The organism is Rhizorhabdus wittichii, from assembly GCF_017607425.1.
GTDB lineage: Bacteria > Pseudomonadota > Alphaproteobacteria > Sphingomonadales > Sphingomonadaceae > Rhizorhabdus > Rhizorhabdus wittichii.
In genome coordinates, this window is sequence record NZ_CP059320.1 from 132,079 (window position 1) to 154,424 (window position 22,346).

At 61.1% G+C, this 22,346-nt stretch carries 22 protein-coding genes and 3 pseudogenes; 13 read left to right on the plus strand and 12 right to left on the minus strand.

The features are described 5' to 3' along the window. Window positions 1-122 precede the first annotated feature (122 nt). Window positions 123-527 (plus strand): thermonuclease family protein, encoded by a 405-nt coding sequence (locus HRJ34_RS28080; protein WP_226949232.1) that lies wholly within the window; start codon window positions 123-125, stop codon window positions 525-527. 43 nt (window positions 528-570) lie between these two features. Here the strand turns inward: HRJ34_RS28080 and HRJ34_RS28085 are convergent, their stop codons facing one another. Further along, window positions 571-1,041 (minus strand): hypothetical protein, encoded by a 471-nt coding sequence (locus HRJ34_RS28085; RefSeq protein ID WP_208634466.1) that lies wholly within the window; start codon window positions 1,039-1,041, stop codon window positions 571-573. 154 nt (window positions 1,042-1,195) lie between these two features. Here HRJ34_RS28085 and HRJ34_RS28090 point away from each other — a divergent pair, with 154 nt between their 5' ends. After that, window positions 1,196-1,387 carry a hypothetical protein gene (locus HRJ34_RS28090; RefSeq protein ID WP_208634467.1) on the plus strand — a complete coding sequence of 64 codons (192 nt, stop codon included), beginning with the start codon at window positions 1,196-1,198 and terminating at the stop codon, window positions 1,385-1,387. Window positions 1,388-1,420: 33 nt separating this feature from the next. On the opposite strand, the gene HRJ34_RS28095 is transcribed toward HRJ34_RS28090, so the two are convergent. Next, on the minus strand, window positions 1,421-1,972 hold the full coding sequence (locus HRJ34_RS28095; protein ID WP_208634468.1) for a MucR family transcriptional regulator: 552 nt from the start codon (window positions 1,970-1,972) through the stop codon (window positions 1,421-1,423). A gap of 274 nt (window positions 1,973-2,246) precedes the next feature. On the opposite strand from HRJ34_RS28095, the gene HRJ34_RS28100 reads away from it, so the two are divergent. The 3 genes from HRJ34_RS28100 (at window position 2,247) to HRJ34_RS28110 (ending at window position 4,468) form a co-directional block, all read left to right on the plus strand. Next, window positions 2,247-2,849: a hypothetical protein gene (locus HRJ34_RS28100; RefSeq protein WP_208634469.1), complete on the plus strand. Its 603-nt coding sequence runs from the start codon at window positions 2,247-2,249 to the stop codon at window positions 2,847-2,849. An 89-nt stretch (window positions 2,850-2,938) separates the two neighbouring features. Beyond that, on the plus strand, window positions 2,939-3,517 hold the full coding sequence (locus HRJ34_RS28105; RefSeq protein ID WP_208634470.1) for a hypothetical protein: 579 nt from the start codon (window positions 2,939-2,941) through the stop codon (window positions 3,515-3,517). A 15-nt stretch (window positions 3,518-3,532) separates the two neighbouring features. Next, window positions 3,533-4,468, plus strand: a complete 936-nt coding sequence (locus HRJ34_RS28110; protein WP_208634471.1) for a nucleotidyl transferase AbiEii/AbiGii toxin family protein — start codon at window positions 3,533-3,535, stop codon at window positions 4,466-4,468. 32 nt (window positions 4,469-4,500) lie between these two features. Here HRJ34_RS28110 and HRJ34_RS28115 read toward each other — a convergent pair whose 3' ends face one another. Further along, entirely contained in the window at window positions 4,501-4,962 is a 462-nt protein-coding gene (locus HRJ34_RS28115; RefSeq protein ID WP_208634472.1) for a DUF1810 domain-containing protein, read from the minus strand. A 453-nt stretch (window positions 4,963-5,415) separates the two neighbouring features. On the opposite strand from HRJ34_RS28115, the gene HRJ34_RS28120 reads away from it, so the two are divergent. Further along, window positions 5,416-6,618 (plus strand): tyrosine-type recombinase/integrase, encoded by a 1,203-nt coding sequence (locus HRJ34_RS28120; protein ID WP_208634473.1) that lies wholly within the window; start codon window positions 5,416-5,418, stop codon window positions 6,616-6,618. Window positions 6,619-6,634: 16 nt separating this feature from the next. Here HRJ34_RS28120 and HRJ34_RS28125 read toward each other — a convergent pair whose 3' ends face one another. The 4 genes and pseudogenes from HRJ34_RS28125 to HRJ34_RS28140 all read right to left on the minus strand — a co-directional run bounded on the left by HRJ34_RS28125 (window position 6,635) and on the right by HRJ34_RS28140 (window position 9,721). Then, window positions 6,635-6,994, minus strand: a complete 360-nt coding sequence (locus HRJ34_RS28125; protein WP_404947179.1) for a type II toxin-antitoxin system VapC family toxin — start codon at window positions 6,992-6,994, stop codon at window positions 6,635-6,637. A gap of 62 nt (window positions 6,995-7,056) precedes the next feature. Then, window positions 7,057-8,430: a hypothetical protein gene (locus HRJ34_RS28130; protein ID WP_127692131.1), complete on the minus strand. Its 1,374-nt coding sequence runs from the start codon at window positions 8,428-8,430 to the stop codon at window positions 7,057-7,059. Next, window positions 8,431-8,901 (minus strand): annotated as a pseudogene (locus HRJ34_RS28135) (recombinase family protein); the annotation flags it as partial. It lies immediately after the preceding gene. A 55-nt stretch (window positions 8,902-8,956) separates the two neighbouring features. Next, window positions 8,957-9,721, minus strand: coding sequence for an IS6-like element IS6100 family transposase (locus tag HRJ34_RS28140; protein ID WP_001389365.1), 765 nt, complete (start codon window positions 9,719-9,721; stop codon window positions 8,957-8,959). A 65-nt stretch (window positions 9,722-9,786) separates the two neighbouring features. On the opposite strand from HRJ34_RS28140, the pseudogene HRJ34_RS28145 reads away from it, so the two are divergent. The 3 genes and pseudogenes from HRJ34_RS28145 to HRJ34_RS28155 form a co-directional block, all read left to right on the plus strand. Then, window positions 9,787-10,137 (plus strand): annotated as a pseudogene (locus HRJ34_RS28145) (recombinase family protein); the annotation flags it as partial. Continuing rightward, window positions 10,138-11,511 carry a hypothetical protein gene (locus HRJ34_RS28150; RefSeq protein WP_208634475.1) on the plus strand — a complete coding sequence of 458 codons (1,374 nt, stop codon included), beginning with the start codon at window positions 10,138-10,140 and terminating at the stop codon, window positions 11,509-11,511. It begins immediately after the preceding pseudogene. Between the two features lie 171 nt (window positions 11,512-11,682). Beyond that, window positions 11,683-14,196: a TonB-dependent receptor gene (locus HRJ34_RS28155; protein ID WP_208634476.1), complete on the plus strand. Its 2,514-nt coding sequence runs from the start codon at window positions 11,683-11,685 to the stop codon at window positions 14,194-14,196. Between the two features lie 70 nt (window positions 14,197-14,266). Here HRJ34_RS28155 and HRJ34_RS28160 read toward each other — a convergent pair whose 3' ends face one another. After that, window positions 14,267-15,178: a Ppx/GppA phosphatase family protein gene (locus HRJ34_RS28160; RefSeq protein ID WP_208634605.1), complete on the minus strand. Its 912-nt coding sequence runs from the start codon at window positions 15,176-15,178 to the stop codon at window positions 14,267-14,269. Between the two features lie 44 nt (window positions 15,179-15,222). Here HRJ34_RS28160 and HRJ34_RS28165 point away from each other — a divergent pair, with 44 nt between their 5' ends. Next, window positions 15,223-15,987 carry an IS6-like element IS6100 family transposase gene (locus HRJ34_RS28165; RefSeq protein WP_001389365.1) on the plus strand — a complete coding sequence of 255 codons (765 nt, stop codon included), beginning with the start codon at window positions 15,223-15,225 and terminating at the stop codon, window positions 15,985-15,987. Between the two features lie 36 nt (window positions 15,988-16,023). Here the strand turns inward: HRJ34_RS28165 and HRJ34_RS28170 are convergent. After that, window positions 16,024-16,248, minus strand: a pseudogene (locus tag HRJ34_RS28170) (recombinase family protein); the annotation flags it as partial. 140 nt (window positions 16,249-16,388) lie between these two features. On the opposite strand from HRJ34_RS28170, the gene HRJ34_RS28175 reads away from it, so the two are divergent. After that, on the plus strand, window positions 16,389-19,358 hold the full coding sequence (locus tag HRJ34_RS28175) for a Tn3 family transposase (RefSeq protein WP_007015734.1): 2,970 nt from the start codon (window positions 16,389-16,391) through the stop codon (window positions 19,356-19,358). 95 nt (window positions 19,359-19,453) lie between these two features. On the opposite strand, the gene HRJ34_RS28180 is transcribed toward HRJ34_RS28175, so the two are convergent. Further along, on the minus strand, window positions 19,454-19,702 hold the full coding sequence (locus HRJ34_RS28180) for an AbrB/MazE/SpoVT family DNA-binding domain-containing protein (protein ID WP_208634477.1): 249 nt from the start codon (window positions 19,700-19,702) through the stop codon (window positions 19,454-19,456). 742 nt (window positions 19,703-20,444) lie between these two features. Next, window positions 20,445-21,362 (minus strand): GGDEF domain-containing protein, encoded by a 918-nt coding sequence (locus HRJ34_RS28185; RefSeq protein WP_208634478.1) that lies wholly within the window; start codon window positions 21,360-21,362, stop codon window positions 20,445-20,447. A gap of 107 nt (window positions 21,363-21,469) precedes the next feature. Here HRJ34_RS28185 and HRJ34_RS28190 point away from each other — a divergent pair, with 107 nt between their 5' ends. Further along, on the plus strand, window positions 21,470-21,703 hold the full coding sequence (locus tag HRJ34_RS28190; RefSeq protein WP_208634479.1) for a helix-turn-helix domain-containing protein: 234 nt from the start codon (window positions 21,470-21,472) through the stop codon (window positions 21,701-21,703). A gap of 94 nt (window positions 21,704-21,797) precedes the next feature. Here HRJ34_RS28190 and HRJ34_RS28195 read toward each other — a convergent pair whose 3' ends face one another. Then, window positions 21,798-22,067, minus strand: a complete 270-nt coding sequence (locus tag HRJ34_RS28195) for a hypothetical protein (protein WP_208634480.1) — start codon at window positions 22,065-22,067, stop codon at window positions 21,798-21,800. A 63-nt stretch (window positions 22,068-22,130) separates the two neighbouring features. On the opposite strand from HRJ34_RS28195, the gene HRJ34_RS28200 reads away from it, so the two are divergent. Then, window positions 22,131-22,343, plus strand: a complete 213-nt coding sequence (locus tag HRJ34_RS28200; RefSeq protein WP_208634481.1) for a hypothetical protein — start codon at window positions 22,131-22,133, stop codon at window positions 22,341-22,343. Window positions 22,344-22,346: the final 3 nt, after the last annotated feature.

The window sequence follows — 22,346 nt, forward strand, 5'->3', positions numbered from 1 at the left end:
ACCTCAGGCATGTCGCGCGGCTGAATCTGGCATGTCCCCTCCAGGATTATATGTCCTGGCCCCGCCGAAGTGCTCGCTCTTGCGACCTTCGGTCTCGGTTCGCCGCGACCCTTATGGTAGCGATGGCTACCTTGAGCGGCTGCACTGAGAAGCTGGAAGCTCAAGGAACCGAAGCGGTCCCGTGCGTACAGCCCTATGTCTATGACGGCGACTATATCCGGTGTGCGCCGTTCGGCCGCTCTCGGCTTTACGGCATAGACGCGCCGGAAATGCCGGGGGCCTGCCGGCCCGGCCGGAACTGCGTGCCGGGCGATCCCTACGATAGCCGCGACAATCTGCGCGCGCTGGTTACGAAGGGGGACATCATGTGCCGCCAGCTCGACACCGACCGTTACGGACGACCTGTCCTGCAGTGCTGGAACGAGGCCGGCGATCTCTCCTGCCAACAGGTGGCGGCGGGGCAAGCTGTCCCGCGTTATGGTCGTTTGGAGTGCCCGCCGAGCTATCAATCACGCTCGCCGGAGTAGCAGCGATGCCAGATCGCATGTCGCAGGGCATGTCTCGCTTTGCTTAAAGCTCTCCCACCCACGCGCGTTCGGATGCCGCAAGCCATTCGACGGCCGCCTCAAAAGTTTCGGGAAGATCGTCAAGCGGTTCGGGCCACTTTATACGTTCGCCATTGCGGTAAAGCCCGCTATGTGCTTCGCGCAAGTCCAGCAGGGCCTTGCACACAAGCTTCCTCCATTCACTCCCGTCAGCAAGCTGGTCTTGAGGCAGGAGCAACAGGCGCGCTTCTAAATTCTGCGCAGCTTCCGCAAAGGTTCGACCCGTCTCGACAGGAAGCCAATTTGCGGAAAAGACGTAATCCATTGCTGGGAACAGGATTTGATCCTCGCCATCCCACGACAGGTCGCGCACAATATCCATGTGGTCCTGCCAAAATCCGAGCGTGGCCCACACACCCTTTCCATAGCGGTCCTGCCAACTCTGGAAGGCAAAGCCTTCTTCCGTTACCAGTCTGCCGATGAGTTCACAGTTCATATCGACCTTTCTTGGTGATTGACATATCGCCGATAACGAAGCTGTCACACCCTATATTTCAAGTTTACAATGCCGGCATTCAGCGGCTTCCTTTCCGGAATTTCCGTTCCCTAGATGATCGCATTGTTCGGTCAATTGCGCTATAGTTCGGTCCATGACCGAACTCGATCCTCACACGCTTCGCGTCGCCGCCTCGCTCGTGCGCTCGCGCATAGACAGTCTGAAGCGCGATACGCGGCTGGATGGCCTCCAGCGCTTCGGAGCGCATCGTACGCTTACCCAGCTTGCTGTCGATCTCGAGGTGTCTGCCGAACATGTCGGACCGCGCCGCCGTCGCATGACATGACGCCGACCCGCCTTTTCGGGCTGATCTCCGCGTTTAGCCTGCGTCGGCGTCGTTCGGCGGCGCAAAGGCGGGTGTGAGTACAGAGCGCTTTGCGCGAGGTGTCCGGCCTGAGCCGCGTTGCTGCGTGGGACTGCCGGCTGCTGGCCCCTTTTTGGTTTTGGCCGCTGGAGCAGCCGCTACCTTCGGCTTGCGACCGAGACCGATCTTCTTGGCCAGCGCGCGGCGCTTCTCGGCATAGTCGGGCGCGACCATCGGGTAGTCGGAGGGCAGGTTCCACTTGGTGCGATATTCGGCTGGCGTGAGATGATAGTGCGTCATCAGGTGCCGCTTCAGCATCTTGAGCTTTTTGCCATCCTCCAGGCAGACGATGTAGTCGGGCTTGACCGAAGCCCGGATCGACACCGCAGGTTCCTGCTTCGCTTCCGGCACCGTATCGGCCTTGCCGAGACGGTTGAGCGCATCGTGCACATTCTGGATCAGCGACGGCAGATCGCTCACGGCAACACTGTTGTTTGTGACATGCGCCGCCACGATGTCGGCGGTCAATGTGATGAGTGTGCTGTCGCGTTCGGTTGCTTCGGTCATGATTTGTTGGCTTTCCAGGCTAGGCAGAGAGGATTGGTGAAGCAGTGTGGCTAGTGGGAAGTGGCTTCCTTCGCAACAAGCGTCGCAACGTCCCGCTTCATGGAGAATTGTGCCCGAAGCACCTACTTTTCGAAGGCAGCAGCAAATGCCACCTATGTCACTTTACCCCTCAGGTGCTGAGCTAAAGTGACATAGGTGGCAAAAGCGCGGTTCGCCGGTCTTCATGAGCAATTGGGGGATTCACAAGAGTCCCGCTTTGTGCTTGATTCGTTCCATGTTCCAGCAGGACCTCTTCGCATCGCCGGCGTCCCAGCCAACGACAAGCATGCCGGACATAGTCCGCACGATCGCGGAGCATTCCGCGCGGCCGCGCTATACCTTCATGGTGCTGGACCTTATTGCCCGTGTCGCCCGGCCGAACGGGCAGGCCGGCCCTCTCGTTCGCGACGGCGAGGCGCTGGTACCGATCCGCGAGTGGTTGGCCACAGCGATCGCACCGAGCGGAGCGCGCTATCATCATCGCCGGATGACCGCGGACAAGGTCCGGGCGGCGCTCGAGGCCAAAGGGGAATTGCCGGATGACCGGGATGAGGCTGAGCGTCTTGTTGACGCACAGGTTAGGGAGCGCATCCGGGAGACTGGCATGACGGCGATCAGCCGGGCTGTATCGGAGCTGGTGCGGGCAGGGCTCATCAAGCGTCATTACCAGGGCTGTTGGGTCGACCACGAGAACCGCGGCGCTCAGCGCCATGCGGTCTATACGGTAACGGACCCTGTCCGCGCTGCGCTTCACCCGAACATCGCTACCAGCGAAAACCAGCAGAAACCCTATGTGCGCGGTGCGCACGGTCAACCTCGAACGGCAGCAGCGCGGTAGGGCTTTAGAGGTTTGTGCATGAATTTTTAATAAGATTAGTTGCAAATTCCATGCTGGAAGCATATCTGCGACGCATGGAAACAGGAAGCATGTCCGCCCTTGCGCAACTCAAGCGCCACCTGCGCCCAGGTCAGGTTTACCGCCGCAAGGATCTGGCGCGCTGGTCGAACGCGGTCGATCGTCATGTTCGCCAGCTTGTCGATGAAGGGCGGCTCGAGAAGGTGTCGGCGGGCGTCTATATGGCGCCGCGCAAGACCCGGTTCGGTGTCGCGCCCGCGAAGCCCGAAAAGCTTGTTGAGACATTTCTCGGCGACGATCGGTTCCTGCTGGTATCTCCCAACGCGTTTAACGGACTTGGCGTGGGCACGAGCCAGCTCCACAATGAGCCCGTGGTCTATAATCGCAAACGCCATGGCCGGTTCAAACTGGATGGCCGGATGTATGACTTCCGCCTGCGGTCCGCGGTGCCCAGGCGGCTCTCCAAAGAAGTCCTACTCGTCGATCTCCTGCATAACATCGACAGGCTGCCCGAAGACAAGGCGGCAATCCTTCCCCGTGCGCTGGCGAGGGCAGGGGAAATGGATCGTGGACGGCTCGCGCGCGCGGTGAAGGAATATGGTTCGGCCCGCGCCGAACGGCTCCTCGCGCCCGTGCTGCAGCCGGCCTGAGCGGCTGCGCCCTCCATGTTCCTGCATGAGAGCAAAGACTTTTCCGACCTGCTCGCAGTGGTAGCGCGCGACCAGGCGATCGATCCCGGTCTGGTGGAAAAGGACTATTGGATCATGCACGGCCTATGGGGATTGCAGCAGCTGGGCTTTGTCTTTGAACTCAAGGGCGGCACCTCGCTGTCCAAGGGGTACGGCCTGATTCATCGTTTTTCGGAAGATCTCGACCTCTTGATCCACCCGGACGGGGACTTGCCGACGGGCAGGAACCAAAACAAACCGATCCATGTCGACGCGCGACGGGCCTTCTACGACGGCCTGGTGCCGAAGCTTGCCATCGCCGGATTCGAAGGCGCGGAACGCGATAATGCGTTCGACGACAGCCGGATGCGCAGTGCCGGGATTCGCCTTCACTACCCAAGTGCCTATGCGCTGCCGGAGGGCATCAAGACTGGTATTCTGCTGGAAACCGGTTTCGATCAAGTGGCGCCAAACCGGCCCTGCCTGATCAGTTCATGGGCCTATGACAGGGCTGTTGCATCCGACTTGAAGGGATTGATCGATAACCGGGCCGTCGACGTGCCGTGCTACGAACCTGGATACACGCTCGTCGAGAAGCTGCAGACGATTTCGACGAAGTATCGCAAACATCTCGAAGATGGCCGCATGCCGCAAAATTTCCTGCGCCATTACTATGATGTCTACTGCTTGCTGGCGGACGCTAGCGTCCAGGCGTTCATTGGGTCGCCGGAGTATATCGTTCACAAGGCCGCGCGTTTCCCGGCGGCCGACAACAAGAACATCGTCGAAAATCCGGCCTTTCATCTCGAAGACCCGGAGACCCGCAGGCTGTTCCAACGGGCCTATGAAACCACCCGCGCACTCTATTATCGCGGGCAACCGCCGCTCAGCGATATCCTCGCGAGGATCGGCGAACATGCTGCCCGGCTTTAGAGCCTCAGACTCGACCGTCGCCGGGGTTGCCGTTAGCCTTTGGACTCGCTGGGGCGAACGCGCCGTGAGATCTTCGCCTTGAGAAGCTCCACCGTTTTCTGATCGCGTGCTCCGCCGAACCAGCGCTCGAGTGCTGCCGCGATCAGGGGATGAGCGCTGGCGGCTTCAAATAATGTCAGCGACGACTGAAGTTTCATCGCGTCGACCGGGCCGAACACGGCAATCGGATCATTGGTTGCCAGGTCCTGTAAGGCAGTGACGCATTCGATATAACGTGGCCCCAGGACTGGATGATTGAAATAGGCTTGTGCCTCATCCAACGATTGAATCGCGAACTGCCTCGACGTCGAGCTTTGCCCCAGGCCCGTGAACTGCGGGAAAATCCACCACATCCAATGGGTGACCTTCTTGCCACGGCGGATTTCGGCAAGTGCCGGTGCATAAGTGAGCATCTGCATCTCGGCGAAGCGGTCGAGCGGGTGATCGCTGGTCATAGAAGTTCCAGCGACACCTGGACCGGGAGCGTGAACTTTGGGCCGGAAACAAGCGCTGCGCTGGGCGTGGCCCGTGGATCGCAGGGACTCTCATCGGGAGCATCGAGAATCACCAGTCGAAAAAAGTTCTGCATATTCCCCCTTGATCGATCAACGCTCAGCGTTTGGCCGCGAACGGATCGCTTCCCGCGAGCCATAGACGGGCGGCCGCCAGACACAAACAGGACTCTTCAGTGTCATCCTGCAAGCGAGGGAGAATGCCTAGAAATCCCCCTCCCCGCGCGATTAACTCACTTACCATAATGGGAGATTATGGTAAGTATATAGCCGAGAAACCGGCAGGGAAGGGGCAAAATGACGATCGCGCAGATGTCGGTGAAACCACGCGGCACAGATGTGCCGCGCGTTGTGCCGCATGATCGCAAAGCCCGGCGCGTGGGTCGGTAACAAGCAATGGCCGAAGAACCCGCCAGCTTTCCCGACGCGGAAATCATTGTCGTCAGGACCGACGATGCGGCGCTACCAACGCGCTCGCGGAACGCGGACGCCGAAACTGTCGACATGCGGCTCTTGCGCACGATCGGCGGCATTGTGCCGGCCGACCTGCCCCCGATCAGCCAGCTCGGGCTCGAAACCGCGCTGGCGGCCATGGCTGACGCATCGAAAGCGGCAATAGCCTCCGATCTCGACTGCTGGCGCGACTGGTGCGGCGAGGAAGGCCGGAAACCGCTGCCGGCCGATCCCGAAGATATGGTGCGCTATGTGAACGCGCTCGACGCCAGGGGCAAAAAGCCAGCGACGCTCGCGCGGCGCATCGCGAGCCTTGGCTCTGTCCACCGCATCGTTGGACTGGCTGTCGGCGGTGCCGCGCCTACCGATGCTCCCATCGTACGCGCGGCTCTCAAGGCCGTCCGGCGGCGCAGGGGCACGCTGCAGCGCCAGGCTGCGGCGCTGCGGTTTGGAAAAGCTCTCGACCCGCATGTCGGGAAAGGCTTCACCCTTTCCGCGCTGCTCGATGCCTGTCGCGGCGATCTGCAAGGGCTGCGGGATACGGCGCTGCTCTCGCTCGGCTACGACGCCGGCCTGCGCGTCAGTGAGCTTACCCTGGTGGAAGCAAGGCATATTGAACCGCAGGAAGATGGCTCTGCAACGCTATTCATCCCCTTCTCCAAGACCGACCAGGAGGGGCAAGGCGCCTGGGCCTGGCTGTCGGCTATGACCCTGCGCGCCGTGCGCGCATGGCAGGAGGCAAGCGGCATCGAAAAGGGACCGCTGTTCCGCAGGATCGTGGTCGATCGAAGGCGCGCATCGCAGTCGGACCCGGACGCTGCACTGGCGCGCACGACCTATTCTATCGGGACAGCGCCTCTGACCCGGCAAGGTGTCAACGAGATCTATCGCCGCGTCGCCTACGCTGCCTATGAACAAGGACTGGTGACATTGCCCGCCGGCCGGCTCTCCAGGGCGGTGAAGGCCTTGTCCACCCACTCCTTGCGCGTTGGCCTGACCGAGGATCTCATCGCCGCCGGCGAAGACGGTACGGGCATTGCCAATGCGCTTCGGTGGAGTTCGCCTGCCACAGCCTTGCGTTACGGAAGAAATCTCGCAGTGCGCAGCAATGTCGCTGCACGGATGCTTTCGCGCGTCCGCGGCTGACGCCTCTCTTCGCCCGCTACCGGATCACTATGACGTCAACCTTTGCGGCGTCTGCTACCGTTCGCCAAGCCTTGTCGGCAGTCAACGCCGGAACTCCATCACGTATAGCAAGAGCGAGGCAGAAGCGATCCCCCAGTGAAAGCCCGGCCTCGGCCGTGACCGCCCGGAGCCGGCCTGCCAGCTGTGCCAATGCCTTGTCGGCTGGAATGACCGCCATCGGCAGGGGGTCAAGCATGGCGTCGACGTCCCGTTCCGCCATGCCGAGGCGGATATAGTGGCTTACGACCTCCGCATAGTTCACGGCGCTGATCCGTGTCGACGCTATCGCATCGGCAACCTTGGAACCGCCGGGTTCCTCATTAAGCATTGAGGGCATAGCGTGGGAGGTACGCCAAGCAACGCTAAGGACGAACAATACCGGAACGGCGTGCAAGGGCATCACCTGCGGAGGCCGATGATGCCCAGCTCTTGCCACATCCACGTAAAATCATAGGTAGCCATTGGCTCGCCGACCCCGGATTTTGCTGCGCCTTTCTCTATATATTTGAGCCAGTCGGCCACTTTCGCCCGGCCAGCCTTCGTGCGGGCCAGAGCGCGCGGCGTCTTGTTGCCAAGGGCAGGCACCGCTTCATCAAGCGTTTTGGTATATTCGCGTGTCAGCATATCATGAACGATGCGCTCCATTTCGTCCGGCGGGATATCGAGCGGCTCTTCCTGCGGAGCGCGGGCGGCGTCATCAGCCATGAACTGGGCCAGAGTCCGGATTTCGGTCATAGGTGTGCTCACGCAATCACCAAGCCATTCGCCCATTTGCGCAATCGCTTTCTCCGCACGGGCGGCACTATTGACCTCAACGATCAGTTTGCGTCCCGCCAACTCGACATTGGCGAAGACGGGTGTGCCGTCCTCCATGGTCGTCACAAAAGCCTGCCCGCCTTTGGCCGTTCGTGGTTTTCTCTTCTTCGTCACCGGCACCAGCCAGTTCCAGAATGTGTCGCTGGCAGGCTCCAGCCATTGTGCCGCGTTCAGCCTGCGAACCACGCTCTTGCCGATCACGCCCTTGGCCAGGGGGAAGACGATGCGGTGGAACACAAGATCATCGCCATCGGCGTTGACCATATCCGGCATGGTGCCAGGCATGGCTTTGCCCAGACAATCGAGCAGCCACATGTTCGTGAACATCGGGCCTGATGCCCGTAAAATAGCATCCCGGTCGGTCTGGTTTAGTTCGGAGGTGTCCTTTGCATCGTCCGCAAGCCGGCCAAACGCGTCGATCAGTTGTAGGGCGCCATCAGCGCTGAACGGCAACAGCGCGCCCGAGATGCCATGGCGACCGTTCACATCGACAACCCGTGCAGCGATCTTGTCCCAGTTGACGAGGGTCTGTGTCGCGCCGTGTTCGCGGACCGTGACTGGCGCAACATCCCGCAACAGATCACGCAAGGTCATCGACTGACCGGGGACGACCTCGCTAACCTCATAGAGCGACATCATCGTATCCCGCAGCGCGCGCATATAGGCCTTGTTCGGCGCCTTCTCGTTCCAGCCTCGGCGCTTGAGATAGTCATCGACCAGATTGCGACCGTCAGGTTCCAGTTCCTGTGTCAGCAGATCTTCAAAGGCGCAGCCCCATAGCGGCCCTTGCCAATGATCACCGATGATCTCGAATATGGCGTCGGGTTCGAGGCCGGTCGCTTCACATGCCGGACCGAGATGCGCGGACAGCATTTCATCCATCGCCTCGTCCCACGGAGCACGATCCGCATATTTCATCAGCCCGGACAGATCGTGAGCAGATTTCAATCTGGACATTCAGGCAGGCCTTTCCACGCCAAGGCGGCGCATTTCGCGATAGATGGTGGATCTGCCGATGCCGAGTTGCCGTGCTGCCTCTGTCGGCGAGATACGGGCTTCGACCAGTTTGATGGCCGCATCCACCTTGGACATGTCGAGCGGCTGACGGCCAGGCTGCTTGCCCTTGGCGCGTGCAGCGGCGATCCCATCGCGGGTCCGCTCAGAGATTAGCCGCCGCTCGAAATGGGCGATAGCTCCGAACACATGGAAGATGAGTTCGCCGGCGGCCGACGAGGTGTCGATTTTTTCCTCAAGACTCAGGAGGGCGATGCCTTGGCTGCGCAAAGTTTCGACTGTGGCGAGCAGTTCAGTCAGCGAACGCCCAAGCCGATCGAGGCGGACCACGGCGAGCGTGTCACCCTTGCGGGCATAGGCGATCAGTTCGGCCAGTCCAGGCCGCTCCATGCTTTTTCCCGATATTACATCGGTGGGCTCTGTTGCAAAGATTGGCGGCAGTCAGAGGTAGGCTGTCGCTCTGCGCCGATCAGGCGGCTGCTGCGAAATGGTGGTTGAGCATGCCCATGGCCTCCGTCAGCGCCGAGGGCCCAATGCCAAAAGCTCTCTCCACAAGGCGCACCTCGCCCCTGATGCCGGGCTGCAGGCACCAGGGGCGAGCCTGTCCTTTGCGCAGGGCTCGCATGACTTCGAATCCCTTGATCGTGGCATAGGCCGTGGGGATCGATTTGAAACCGCGCACCGGCTTGATCAGTATCTTGAGCTTTCCGTGATCGGCCTCGATCACGTTATTGAGATACTTCACCTGCCGGTGGGCCGTCTCCCGGTCCAGCTTTCCTTCGCGCTTCAATTCGGTGATCGCTGCACCATAGCTCGGCGCTTTGTCGGTATTGAGCGTGGCAGGCTTTTCCCAGTGCTTCAGGCCTCGCAGGGCCTTGCCCAGGAACCGCTTCGCTGCCTTGGCGCTGCGGGTCGGCGACAGGTAGAAATCGATCGTGTCGCCCCGCTTGTCGACTGCCCGGTACAGGTAGGTCCACTTGCCCCGCACCTTGACGTAGGTTTCATCCAGGCGCCAGCTCGGATCAAAGCCACGCCGCCAGAACCAGCGCAGCCGCTTCTCCATCTCCGGGGCGTAGCACTGGACCCAGCGATAGATCGTCGTATGGTCGACCGAAATGCCGCGTTCCGCCAGCATTTCCTCAAGGTCGCGATAGCTGATCGGATAGCGACAATACCAGCGCACCGCCCACAGGATCACATCACCCTGGAAATGGCGCCACTTGAAATCCGTCATCGTTCCGTCCGTCCAATCTCCGCCAAGCATGCTCAAGCTTCACGATTTTTGCAACAGAGCCGACTGAACTGCTCGCCACAGTCGAAACTTTGCGCAGCCAAGGCATCGCCCTCCTGAGTCTTGAGGAAAAAATCGACACCTCGTCGGCCGCCGGCGAACTCATCTTCCATGTGTTCGGAGCTATCGCCCATTTCGAGCGGCGGCTAATCTCTGAGCGGACCCGCGATGGGATCGCCGCTGCACGCGCCAAGGGCAAGCAGCCTGGCCGTCAGCCGCTCGACATGTCCAAGGTGGATGCGGCCATCAAACTGGTCGAAGCCCGTATCTCGCCGACAGAGGCAGCACGGCAACTCGGCATCGGCAGATCCACCATCTATCGCGAAATGCGCCGCCTTGGCGTGGAAAGGCCTGCCTGAATGTCCAGATTGAAATCTGCTCACGATCTGTCCGGGCTGATGAAATATGCGGATCGTGCTCCGTGGGACGAGGCGATGGATGAAATGCTGTCCGCGCATCTCGGTCCGGCATGTGAAGCGACCGGCCTCGAACCCGACGCCATATTCGAGATCATCGGTGATCATTGGCAAGGGCCGCTATGGGGCTGCGCCTTTGAAGATCTGCTGACACAGGAACTGGAACCTGACGGTCGCAATCTGGTCGATGACTATCTCAAGCGCCGAGGCTGGAACGAGAAGGCGCCGAACAAGGCCTATATGCGCGCGCTGCGGGATACGATGATGTCGCTCTATGAGGTTAGCGAGGTCGTCCCCGGTCAGTCGATGACCTTGCGTGATCTGTTGCGGGATGTTGCGCCAGTCACGGTCCGCGAACACGGCGCGACACAGACCCTCGTCAACTGGGACAAGATCGCTGCACGGGTTGTCGATGTGAACGGTCGCCATGGCATCTCGGGCGCGCTGTTGCCGTTCAGCGCTGATGGCGCCCTACAACTGATCGACGCGTTTGGCCGGCTTGCGGACGATGCAAAGGACACCTCCGAACTAAACCAGACCGACCGGGATGCTATTTTACGGGCATCAGGCCCGATGTTCACGAACATGTGGCTGCTCGATTGTCTGGGCAAAGCCATGCCTGGCACCATGCCGGATATGGTCAACGCCGATGGCGATGATCTTGTGTTCCACCGCATCGTCTTCCCCCTGGCCAAGGGCGTGATCGGCAAGAGCGTGGTTCGCAGGCTGAACGCGGCACAATGGCTGGAGCCTGCCAGCGACACATTCTGGAACTGGCTGGTGCCGGTGACGAAGAAGAGAAAACCACGAACGGCCAAAGGCGGGCAGGCTTTTGTGACGACCATGGAGGACGGCACACCCGTCTTCGCCAATGTCGAGTTGGCGGGACGCAAACTGATCGTTGAGGTCAATAGTGCCGCCCGTGCGGAGAAAGCGATTGCGCAAATGGGCGAATGGCTTGGTGATTGCGTGAGCACACCTATGACCGAAATCCGGACTCTGGCCCAGTTCATGGCTGATGACGCCGCCCGCGCTCCGCAGGAAGAGCCGCTCGATATCCCGCCGGACGAAATGGAGCGCATCGTTCATGATATGCTGACACGCGAATATACCAAAACGCTTGATGAAGCGGTGCCTGCCCTTGGCAACAAGACGCCGCGCGCTCTGGCCCGCACGAAGGCTGGCCGGGCGAAAGTGGCCGACTGGCTCAAATATATAGAGAATGGCGCAGCAAAATCCGGGGTCGGCGAGCCAATGGCTACCTATGATTTTACGTGGATGTGGCAAGAGCTGGGCATCATCGGCCTCCGCAGGTGATGCCCTTGCACGCCGTTCCGGTATTGTTCGTCCTTAGCGTTGCTTGGCGTACCTCCCACGCTATGCCCTCTTGACAGGTGTGGGGGATCTCCCTTAGCCCTAGGGTAATAACAACGCCGCCGAGCCGAATCCTCGTTTCAAACGAGGCTGGGTGGTAAAAGGGAGGGGTCCATGGGGGATCAGAAGGTACTCGTTAATAGCACTCGTTTGCGCGCGGCTTTGCTGGGCGGCTCGATACTGGCCTTGGCCTATATGCCCAGCGGCGCGATGGCGCAGGAAGAGCGGAGCGGCGCCTCTGCGCCCACGCAGTCCGAAATCATCGTCACCGCCCGTAAGCGCGACGAAACCGCGATCGACGTTCCGGCTGCGATCACCGCGCTGGGTGCCGAGGATCTCGACCGCTATGGCACGCGGGACTTCTCCGGCCTGCAGAAGCAGGTTCCGGGCTTGATGATCGCGGACATCCCGTCCAACTCCGGTGGTGCGATCGCGCTGCGCGGCCTTAGCTCCAGCCCGAACAACCCCGCCATCGACCAGACGGTGGCGATCAATATCGACGGCGTGCAGGTCGGCTCGGGCGCGATCATCCGCCTCGGCCAGATCGACATCCAGCAGGTCGAAGTCCTCAAGGGTCCGCAGGCCCTGTTCTTCGGCAAGAACTCCCCCGCCGGCGTGGTTTCGTTCCGTTCGGCCGATCCGGGCGACTCCCTGGAAGTGAAGGGTTCGGTCGATTACGAATTCAATGCCCGCGAATGGGGTGGCCAGGTGGCCGTTGGCGGCCCGCTGACCGAGACGCTGGGCGCGCGCATCGCGATTGCCGGCAACAAAATGAAGGGCTGGATTAAGAACAACGCCCAGGTCATCCCCGGCTTCACCTTTGCGCCGCCCACGAGCCGCAGCCCGGACAAGGAAGAATTCGTCGTTCGCGGCACGCTGGTGTTCAAGCCGACCGCCGAATTCACCGCGCGCCTGAAATACACCTATTCGCACATGACGGCGGATAGCGATATCTTCACCCGCCAGCAGCGCATCGCCTGCCCGTACGGCACACCGCAGGGCAACGGCTATCCCGGCACCATCGATTGCAAGGCGGACGACGTCACCACCAATGGCGGCCAGGATCCGCGCCTGATCGCGCTGGTGACGCCGTTCATCCCGGACTACCTCAATGGCGGCGAGTTCAAGACCACCGGCCAAAAAGCGGTGCAGCACCTCGCCTCTCTGGAACTGAATTACGAGGTCGCGCCGGATATCACGGTCACCTCCGTGTCGGGCTACTACAAGATCGACGACTTCTTCAGCGGCACCGCGATGTATCAGAGCGCCGGCGGCCTGGTGAACATGTTCCCGTCGACGCGCAAGGAACTCTCGCAGGAAATCCGCCTCGTCACCGCCAAGGACGACTGGCCGGTGAACCTGGCGATGGGCGCCTATTACCAGGATACCAAGATCTTCAACGCCATCGTCTCTGCGATTGATCTCTATGGACTGACCAAGGGAGCCTCCAGCTCGCCAGGCGCCGCCTGCGGTGCTTGCTCGGAATCCGACTACAATGTGAACGGCAAGACGCTGTCCGCGTTCGGCCAGGTCATCGTGAAGCCGATCGAGCAGATCGAAATCGCCGGTGGCGTACGCTACACGAACGAGAAGAAGGATGTGTCGGCAAGGCTGAACGGTCTGCCGAAGGCCGACGTGCCGGGATTGGGCGCGCCTTATACGGCTTCGGATGTCGAGTACAGCAACTGGTCGCCCGAAATCACCGTCCGCTACCGTCCGAACCAGGACTGGACCGTTTTCGGCGCGTGGCGCAACGGCTTCAAGTCGGGCGGCTTCAACACCGACAACGGACAGGCCGCGCCGAGCGTCAGGACGATCGATTACCGTCCGGAAAAGACCAAGGGTTTCGAAGCCGGCGTGAAATATTCGAACGGCCGCTTCAGCGCGAACCTGACGGCCTATACCTACAAGTACAAGGATCTGCAGGTCGCGACCTTCGATCCGATCTCGCTGTCGCGGGGCCTGATCAACGCGGCTACCTCGACGATCAAGGGCATCGAAGGCGATTTTCAGTGGCGCACGCCGCTTGACGGGCTCGAACTGCGCGGTTCGTTCAACTACAACAAGGCGCGCTACGGCACCTTCCTGGCGGGCTGCTACGCTGGCCAGCTGGTGAGCGAGGGTTGTAACCTGACGCCGACTGCCGCGCTTGCCGCTGCGATTGCGGGCGGGTTCGATCCGAACGGGGTTGTGCCCTTCCCGGCGGGCGCTCGCTACCAGAACCAGGATCTCGGCGGCAGGCCGCTGGTGCTGGCGCCGGACTGGACCGGCAGTCTGGGCTTCAGCTACACTACCCCGGTCGGCAACAGCCTGGAAATCGGCTTCAGCAGCGACGCAATGTATTCCAGCAGCTTCTTCGGCCAGCTGGAATCGGCACCGCAGGGGAAGCAGGAGAAATACGTCAATCTCGATGGCTCGATCTTCGTCGGTGCGCAGGACGGAACCTGGAGGCTGGCGCTGATGGGCCGCAACCTGACCGAAGTCTATCGCTCGCGCTTCGTCAGCCAGACGCCGCTGACGGGTATCGCGACGCGTGCGGGCACCAACATCCCGGGCGGTCTGCCGGACTTCTCGGGCAATGTGAACCGTGGCCGCGAAATTCGCATCCAAGGGTCGTTCAAGTTCTGATCGTTTGAGGGAGGCCGAGAGGGAATAAAATCCCTCCGGCGGATACAAGGGGGATCACTACGCCGGCACGTCAGTGCCGGCGTATTTGTTCGTCCGGCACCACTTCCAGCGCGGGGTCCAGCGCAAGCCGCGCGGCCAGGTTGGCAAGATCCTTGTCGAGCTGGTAGCCGCGCAACGCGGCGCGGCTTTCCCCCAGCGAGAGCAGCAGGCGGCCGCCCTGCGCGGTAAGCGCGCTGGCTTCGAGGAGCTTGTCCGATCCGCCATCGAGCCGACGGAACAGGCGGATCGCGAGGCCCAGCCGGACGCCTTCTTCCAGCAGGTTCGCATCAGCCAGCATGGCCAGTTCCGGTGGTAGCTCCGTCTCGCCGGAATTGGACAGGACGGTCGCGGCGATCATCGCGCGGCCTTCCGCGCTCAGGCCGACCCAGCGCTTGTGCAACGCCCAGTCGAGGCTCTGGCGGCTGCGTAGGTTCTTCTCGATCGATTGCGACGCCATGGCGAGCATGGTGGCCGCCAGGCGCCAGCGTTCTCGCCCTGGCGTGGCGGAGGATACCGCGCCCACCGTCCAGCCCGCGATCCTGGCCGCCCGCTGCGGCGCGCAGCCGCGCGGCGTGGCGAAAGCGGCCATGCCGGCCAGCAGCGGATCCTGCGTGCGCGCCGCCGGTTCGAGGCGCTTGTAGAGCAGCCCTTCGCGCAGCCCCCAGGAAGAGAAGACCAGCCGGTCGGGCTGGAGCTCCTCGATCAGAATCTGCAACAGCGCGCCGGCATCGGGCAGCGCATCGGCGCGCATGGATGAGATGCCCCGCGCCGTATTCAGCTCGGTCGGGTCCGTCCGTGCCAGCGCCTTGAGGATTTTCGTGGTCTTCGCGGGATCGAGTTCGAAGCCATGCGTATCGTTGAGCGGCCAGTCGATATGCTGCCGCGCGAATTTGGCGAGCGCACGCCAGGTTCCGCCGACGAGATAGGGCTCTGTTGCAAAAATCGTGAAGCTTGAGCATGCTTGGCGGAGATTGGACGGACGGAACGATGACGGATTTCAAGTGGCGCCATTTCCAGGGTGATGTGATCCTGTGGGCGGTGCGCTGGTATTGTCGCTATCCGATCAGCTATCGCGACCTTGAGGAAATGCTGGCGGAACGCGGCATTTCGGTCGACCATACGACGATCTATCGCTGGGTCCAGTGCTACGCCCCGGAGATGGAGAAGCGGCTGCGCTGGTTCTGGCGGCGTGGCTTTGATCCGAGCTGGCGCCTGGATGAAACCTACGTCAAGGTGCGGGGCAAGTGGACCTACCTGTACCGGGCAGTCGACAAGCGGGGCGACACGATCGATTTCTACCTGTCGCCGACCCGCAGCGCCAAGGCAGCGAAGCGGTTCCTGGGCAAGGCCCTGCGAGGCCTGAAGCACTGGGAAAAGCCTGCCACGCTCAATACCGACAAAGCGCCGAGCTATGGTGCAGCGATCACCGAATTGAAGCGCGAAGGAAAGCTGGACCGGGAGACGGCCCACCGGCAGGTGAAGTATCTCAATAACGTGATCGAGGCCGATCACGGAAAGCTCAAGATACTGATCAAGCCGGTGCGCGGTTTCAAATCGATCCCCACGGCCTATGCCACGATCAAGGGATTCGAAGTCATGCGAGCCCTGCGCAAAGGACAGGCTCGCCCCTGGTGCCTGCAGCCCGGCATCAGGGGCGAGGTGCGCCTTGTGGAGAGAGCTTTTGGCATTGGGCCCTCGGCGCTGACGGAGGCCATGGGCATGCTCAACCACCATTTCGCAGCAGCCGCCTGATCGGCGCAGAGCGACAGCCTACCTCTGACTGCCGCCAATCTTTGCAACAGAGCCCCCAAGCCGATCGAGGCGGACCACGGCGAGCGTGTCACCCTTGCGGGCATAGGCGATCAGTTCGGCCAGTCCAGGCCGCTCCATGCTTTTTCCCGATATTACATCGGTGAACACCTTGATGGCGCCGGCATTCTCCAGTCGCATGGTCTGGCCCGCCACATCCTGATCGCCGGTGCTGACGCGGGCGTAGCCCAGAATGCCGCCCATCTATCGTGTCTCCCAAACGGTCGTTCTGTGGACGCTCTGAAGGGCGACCGCTTCACCCCGCCCATAGCCGTCCACATACTATGTCTCTTTACTCATGGCTGTCCATAGGCGCAGTTGACCTTTTGTGGACGGGAATCGGCATGACGAAGCGCAAGCATCAACTCCTGACCGAGAGCGAGCGCAATCAGATCCTTGCCATCCCGACCGATCGCGACCACTTGGCTCGGCTCTACACCTTCGAGCCTGCGGACATCGAGATCATCGGCGCGCGACGGGAACGACGGAACCAGTTGGGCGTCGCGCTGCAACTCGCGCTCTTGCGCCACCCGGGCATCACACTGGCGCAGTTGATACAGAACAGGGGAGCGATGCCCCATGATCTCGCCGCCTTCGTCGCAGAACAGCTTGGCCTGCGCGTCACGGATCTGGCTGACTATGCGGCGAGGGACCAGACCATGACGGACCATGCTCGCGAGCTAGCCGCGCGCTTGGGACTGCGAGGGCCGACGCGTGCCGATATTCCGTTCATGATCGAAGCGGCCACGAAAACGGCATGGGCGACCGACAAGGGGATGACGATAGCGACCGGTGTTGTCACCGCCCTTCGTGAGGCCCGGATTCTGCTGCCGTCCATCTCCACCATCGAGCGTGCCAGCAGCGCGGGGCGCGCGCGTGCCCGCAAGCAAGCCGCCTATGCCCTGATCGACGATCTCAGCGCTGAACAGGTCCACGCCCTCGACCAGCTCTTTGACGACGCCGGGGGCATGAGCCAGCTCGCTTCGCTCAAGACCATTCCCATCGCGGCAAGGCCCGATCATATCCGCCAGATTCTCGACCGCCTGCGGCAAGTGCGGAAGATCGGCATCTCCCCGGACGTGGCTGGCCGCATCCACGCGGACCGCTTCCGGCAATATGTCCGGGAAGGCCGTGCATCGCCTGCCTATATGATCGAGCGATACGTTCCCTCCCGGCGGCGCGCCACGCTGGTTGCCTTCCTGCTCGATCTTGAAGAGCAGCTGACCGACAGCGCTCTGGAGATGGCGGACAAGCTGATCGGCAGCATCTTCACCCGCGCGAAGAATGCCCAGGCGCGTAGCTATGCCGCCACATCGAAGAACGTGGCGCGGCTGATGCTGATCTTTCGCAGAACGATCGATGCGCTGACCGATGCGGTCGATACTGGCGAAGATCCAATTGAGGTCCTGGACGCATCGGTCGGGTGGAACACCCTGATGAAGGCGAGGCCGGAAGTGGCGAGCATCGCGGAAACCGCCAACCTCGATCCGCTGACGGTCGCGGCCGACCGCTATGCGACGTTACGCAAGTTCGCCCCCGACCTGCTTGAGACGCTCCAGTTCAGGGCCGGAAAGGGCAGTGCGAAAACGATCGCTGCCATCGAAATGCTGCGCGACCTCAACAGGTCGGGCAAACGCGATCTTCCTACCGACGCTCCGATGCCCTTCCGTAAAGAATGGCGAAAAATCGTCGTTGGCGATAACGGCAAGATCAACCGGCGGCTCTGGGAAATCGCAACGATCGCGCATCTGCGCAACAAGTTGCGTTCGGGGGATGTCTGGGTGGAGCGATCGGCGGGATACCGCCAGTTCGACAGCTACCTGCTCAGCGAACCGAAGGCGAAGCCAATCGTGTCGGCTCTTGGTCTGCCACCCACAGCCAGCGAATGGCTCGAACAACGGGGCCGCGAACTGGACTGGCGACTGAAGAAATTTGCCCAGCGCCTGAAGCGCGACGCTCTGGAGGGTGTGCGGTTCCGCGACGGCCGCCTCCAGATATCCCCGGTTCGCACGATCGCGATGCCCGATGCCGAAGCGCTGGCTGACCGGCTCGATGCGATGATGCCCCGCATCCGCATCACCGAGCTGCTGCATGAAGTGGCGCAGGAAACCGGCTTTCTTGCTGCATTCACGAACCTGCGCACCGGCGAAGCGTGCCCCAACGAAAACGCGCTGCTCGCCACCATCCTTGCGGATGCCACCAATCTCGGCCTGTCGCGCATGGCTGCCGCGAGCCAGGGCGTGACGCGCGACCAGCTCCTGTGGACCCATGACGCCTATATCCGCGACGACAGCTACTGCGCGGCGCTGGCCGTGCTCATCAACGCGCATCACCGCCTGCCATTCTCGCGCGTATGGGGCGACGGCACAACGTCCAGTTCCGATGGCCAGTTCTTCAGGGGCGCGAAGCGCGGTGCATCGGGCGGCGATATCAACGCCCGCTATGGCGTCGATCATGGCTTCAGCTTCTACACTCATGTTTCCGACCAGCGTGCGCCTTACCACGTCAACGTGATCTCTGCCGCGACGCATGAGGCACCCTATGTTCTCGACGGCCTCACCAGCCACGGCACCGATCTGAAAATCGTCGAGCATTACACCGACACTGGCGGGGCGACCGATCATGTCTTCGCCCTGTGCGCGATGCTGGGATTTCGCTTCTGCCCGCGCCTGCGCGACTTTCCAGACCGGCGCCTCGCGCCGATCGCGCCGGTTAAGGCCTATCCGGCCATCGCCCCGCTAATGGGCAAGCGTATCCGCACCGACATCATCGCTGAACAATGGGATGACGTGCTGCGCCTCGTCGGCTCGATCAAGGCCGGCCATGTCGCGCCATCGGTCATGCTGCGAAAGCTCGCCGCGTACGAACGGCAGAACCAACTCGACGTCGCGCTACAGGAAATCGGCAAGATCGAGCGAACCCTGTTCATGCTGGACTGGCTGGAAAATCCCGATCTGCGCCAGCGATGCCATGCTGGTCTCAACAACAGCGAACAACGCCATGCCCTGACGCAGGCAATCTACACCTTCCGCCAAGGCCGGATCATCGACCGCAGCCATGAGGCGCAACAATATCGGGCATCCGGCCTCAATCTAGTCATCGCCGCGATCGTCTACTGGAACACGATCTACATGGATGCTGCCGCCCAGCATCTACGATCAACCTCGGTCGCGGTGCCTGATTATCTGCTCGCCCATACGTCCCCCGTGGGTTGGGAGCATATTGCCTTCTCCGGCGATTTCCTCTGGGATCGCGCAGCCGCTTCCGCTGGCCGCAAGGCCCTCAATCTCCCGCCGGATAGCCGCGTCGCATAAGCGTTCGCTGATTGTTCGCCCTTAGCGTTGTTTAGCGTACCATCCACGCTATGCCCTCATTGCCAGGAGCGCCGAAGCGTCCAGAACGATATCGCTCATTCGCCGCTTTCCACGCGGCGGTTGGCTAGGAATGCGTCAACAGATGCGTCGTCCTTCCTGGACGTTGCGAACCGTTTGGCAATCGCCTGCGCGTGTGCGACCGCTTGCGCGGCGGTACGGAGAACGACACCGTCCTCCGTTTCCTCGAGAAATACCGCGCCGCCATCAGCAAGGCCGAGGCGCTTGCGAAGATCGGCAGGAAGGCTCATCCGCCCATTCGGTGTTATAGTAACCTGAATTGTCATGGTTGGGTCCGTTATGCACAGTATGGACTGTATAGGCATAGGCGGTCGAATCTGCAACAGATTGTCTTGCATGGTGCAAGTGACATATTGTGGCAAACAACTACAATCTTGGCTTGCCGCTGAATGATGGGTGGCGGCGAACTCACCACTAGGCAGAACCCCCTCCAACGCGAAACAGGCCGCCCCAAGGGCCTTTGAGATCGCGGCCGTTCAACACAATTTCGAGACGGCTCGAGAAGAAATACGGTGTGGAAACGATCGCGCGCGTATGGGCCTCCTGCGAAAGGAGAAGCACGGCAATTCTCGAATGGAACAGAGAACGCGGAACCTGCAATCCGTTTGCATAGTAGGCTCGGACCCGCCCTGATGCGAGGCGCTCGAGAAAGTCCCGCATCGTCGAGCCTGTCTCGTTGTCTGGCAGATCATAAGCGGGAGGGAAACGCAGATATCGGCAAACGCGCTCGTCAAATCGCAGCATATGACGGTGGAAGATACGGCGTACCTTTCCGGCGGGGCGCAGACGCGTAGCCGCACCAGCGTTCAATTCATCGGTCGCGGAAGGTGGAAATGAGGACGGCATGCTTGAATTTCTCCGGAATGACTTTGCCTATCGCTCTGCTTCCACATCGATAGTGCGGGGATCGCAATCGTCCGGCCTCCGATGCTCTTATCGTCAGCCTTCGGCATTTTTCGACGCGATCGAGGAACTCCCGTCGATTCACAGCGCTAGGGGCAAGATATTTCAGGCAAGGCTCTGCCTGTGCCGACCGTGACGGCGGATACGTGCGTTCGGCTGCGGCTCCTCGACCGTGGCGATCTCGACCGCGTTCTTGCCAGTTTGCTTGGCGCGGTACATCGCGAGATCAGCCGCATGCATCAGTTCGCTGGCATTTCGCGCATCCTCGGGTGGAATCAGTAGCGCGCCCATGCTGCATGTTACTTGATGAGGGGATGACGCGAGCAGCGCCGAGAGGCGCGCATGGAGATCTAATGCGAAAACTTGCCCTTCTGTCATCGACGGCACACGAACGAGCAAGGCGAATTCGTCGCCGCCGATCCGGCCTACCAGGTCTTCCCGTCGCATGATCGACGATACGCCATTTGCGAAGGCGCGCAGAACCTCGTCTCCCGCGCGATGGCCTTCACGGCTATTCACAGCCTTAAAATCATCCAGATCGAGGATAAGGAGGAGCAGAGTTTGATCCTTATGCTTCGCATCCTCCATCATCTTGGCGGACCGGCGGTGAAAGACCTCCTTGTTCAGCGTCCCGGTCATTCGGTCCTGATGGGCATGAAACAACTCGCGGTCATAGGAATAACGAAAGCTGGTGACGGTCGCAGCGAGGAACACGAACATGACGATCCTGATCCCCACGCGAATTACCAGCATCGCAGGGGAAGCGGCCGGGGCAGCTTCCAGCGAGGGTGCCACCGCCAGGAATGCCGCAACAATGGCGACAAAATAGCCAGAACGCGGCCCCAGCCTCCAGCAAGCGGCGCAGATGACGGTCATGTACACCGGTGCAAAGCCAATCCCCGGCAAGGCGCGGTCGACGAAAGCGATTCCGCCTGTTACGATGACGATCGCCAGCCAGACTTGTTCTCTTGAGAGGGCTTCAAGTCGCTCGGCCAGTCGGCCCACAGGCAAATGGCTGTTCACGCAAGCATCACTCCTTGGTTCCCCTGAAACCCACCGTAAGCACGAGGCGGTGAATTGATGCTTAAAACCCGTCGCCTTATAAGCATCTTGCTGGTGAAAAATGAAGGGTGAAACGCACCCATCCTGGAAAACTGCGACAGATCGTGGCCGCCAATATTCGCCGCTTCCGGAAGGAGCGTGGGCTCAGCCAGCAAGATTTCGCATATGATATAGAGATGGACAGGACGTATTTCGGCGGCATCGAACGGGGCGAGCGCAACGTGTCCATTGATAACATTGAAAGAATAGCCAAGGGTCTGAATATCAGCCCGCATTTGTTGCTCCAAGAGCCCGAGAACTGATCGAGGACGCCCGGGATATTCCAACTGACGCGTTCGATGTGAATGCCGACAACGTCTGGTCGGCGGTTTTCCCGCGTGAGCGAACAGGCGTGTCTCACCCATCGCGATCGGCTCTCACATTGCCCCGCACGTGAGGGCAAGCCTGCATCGGCGTGACCTCGCCCGTCAGCGCCTGTTCGGCCCGACAGCGCAATACGAGATAAAGCGTTCCGGCATCCCGCTCAGCATCCAGGGGATCCCGTGTCAGCGCGGAACGCAGCGCGGCCTTGAGCCAGAAACTTGTCGCTGGATCGGACAGCAGCTTCTCGAGTTCTGATCTCTTCCGGTCTTTCACATTTCCTCCGGTCCAGATAAAGCGCTTCACGTGTGCCCCAATTGCTTTGAAAGCATCCTTGTTCGTGCTATGTTCAAGCTAGGAGGCAGTTCGATGAGCCGGTTCGATTGGGACACTTACAACGCAACTAAGGACTCACCTGCGGGTGCAGTGCATGCTACAAAAGTTGACTGGACTGAGTACCTCCCAGCGGATGATTCCGTGGATGTGCCTAGTGCCGTGCCGACGACTTGGCAGGTCGTCCTCGGACTCGCTTTTGCTGTCGGCATTCTTGCCTTTTTTGCGTTCGTCTCGACTATCATTTGAGTG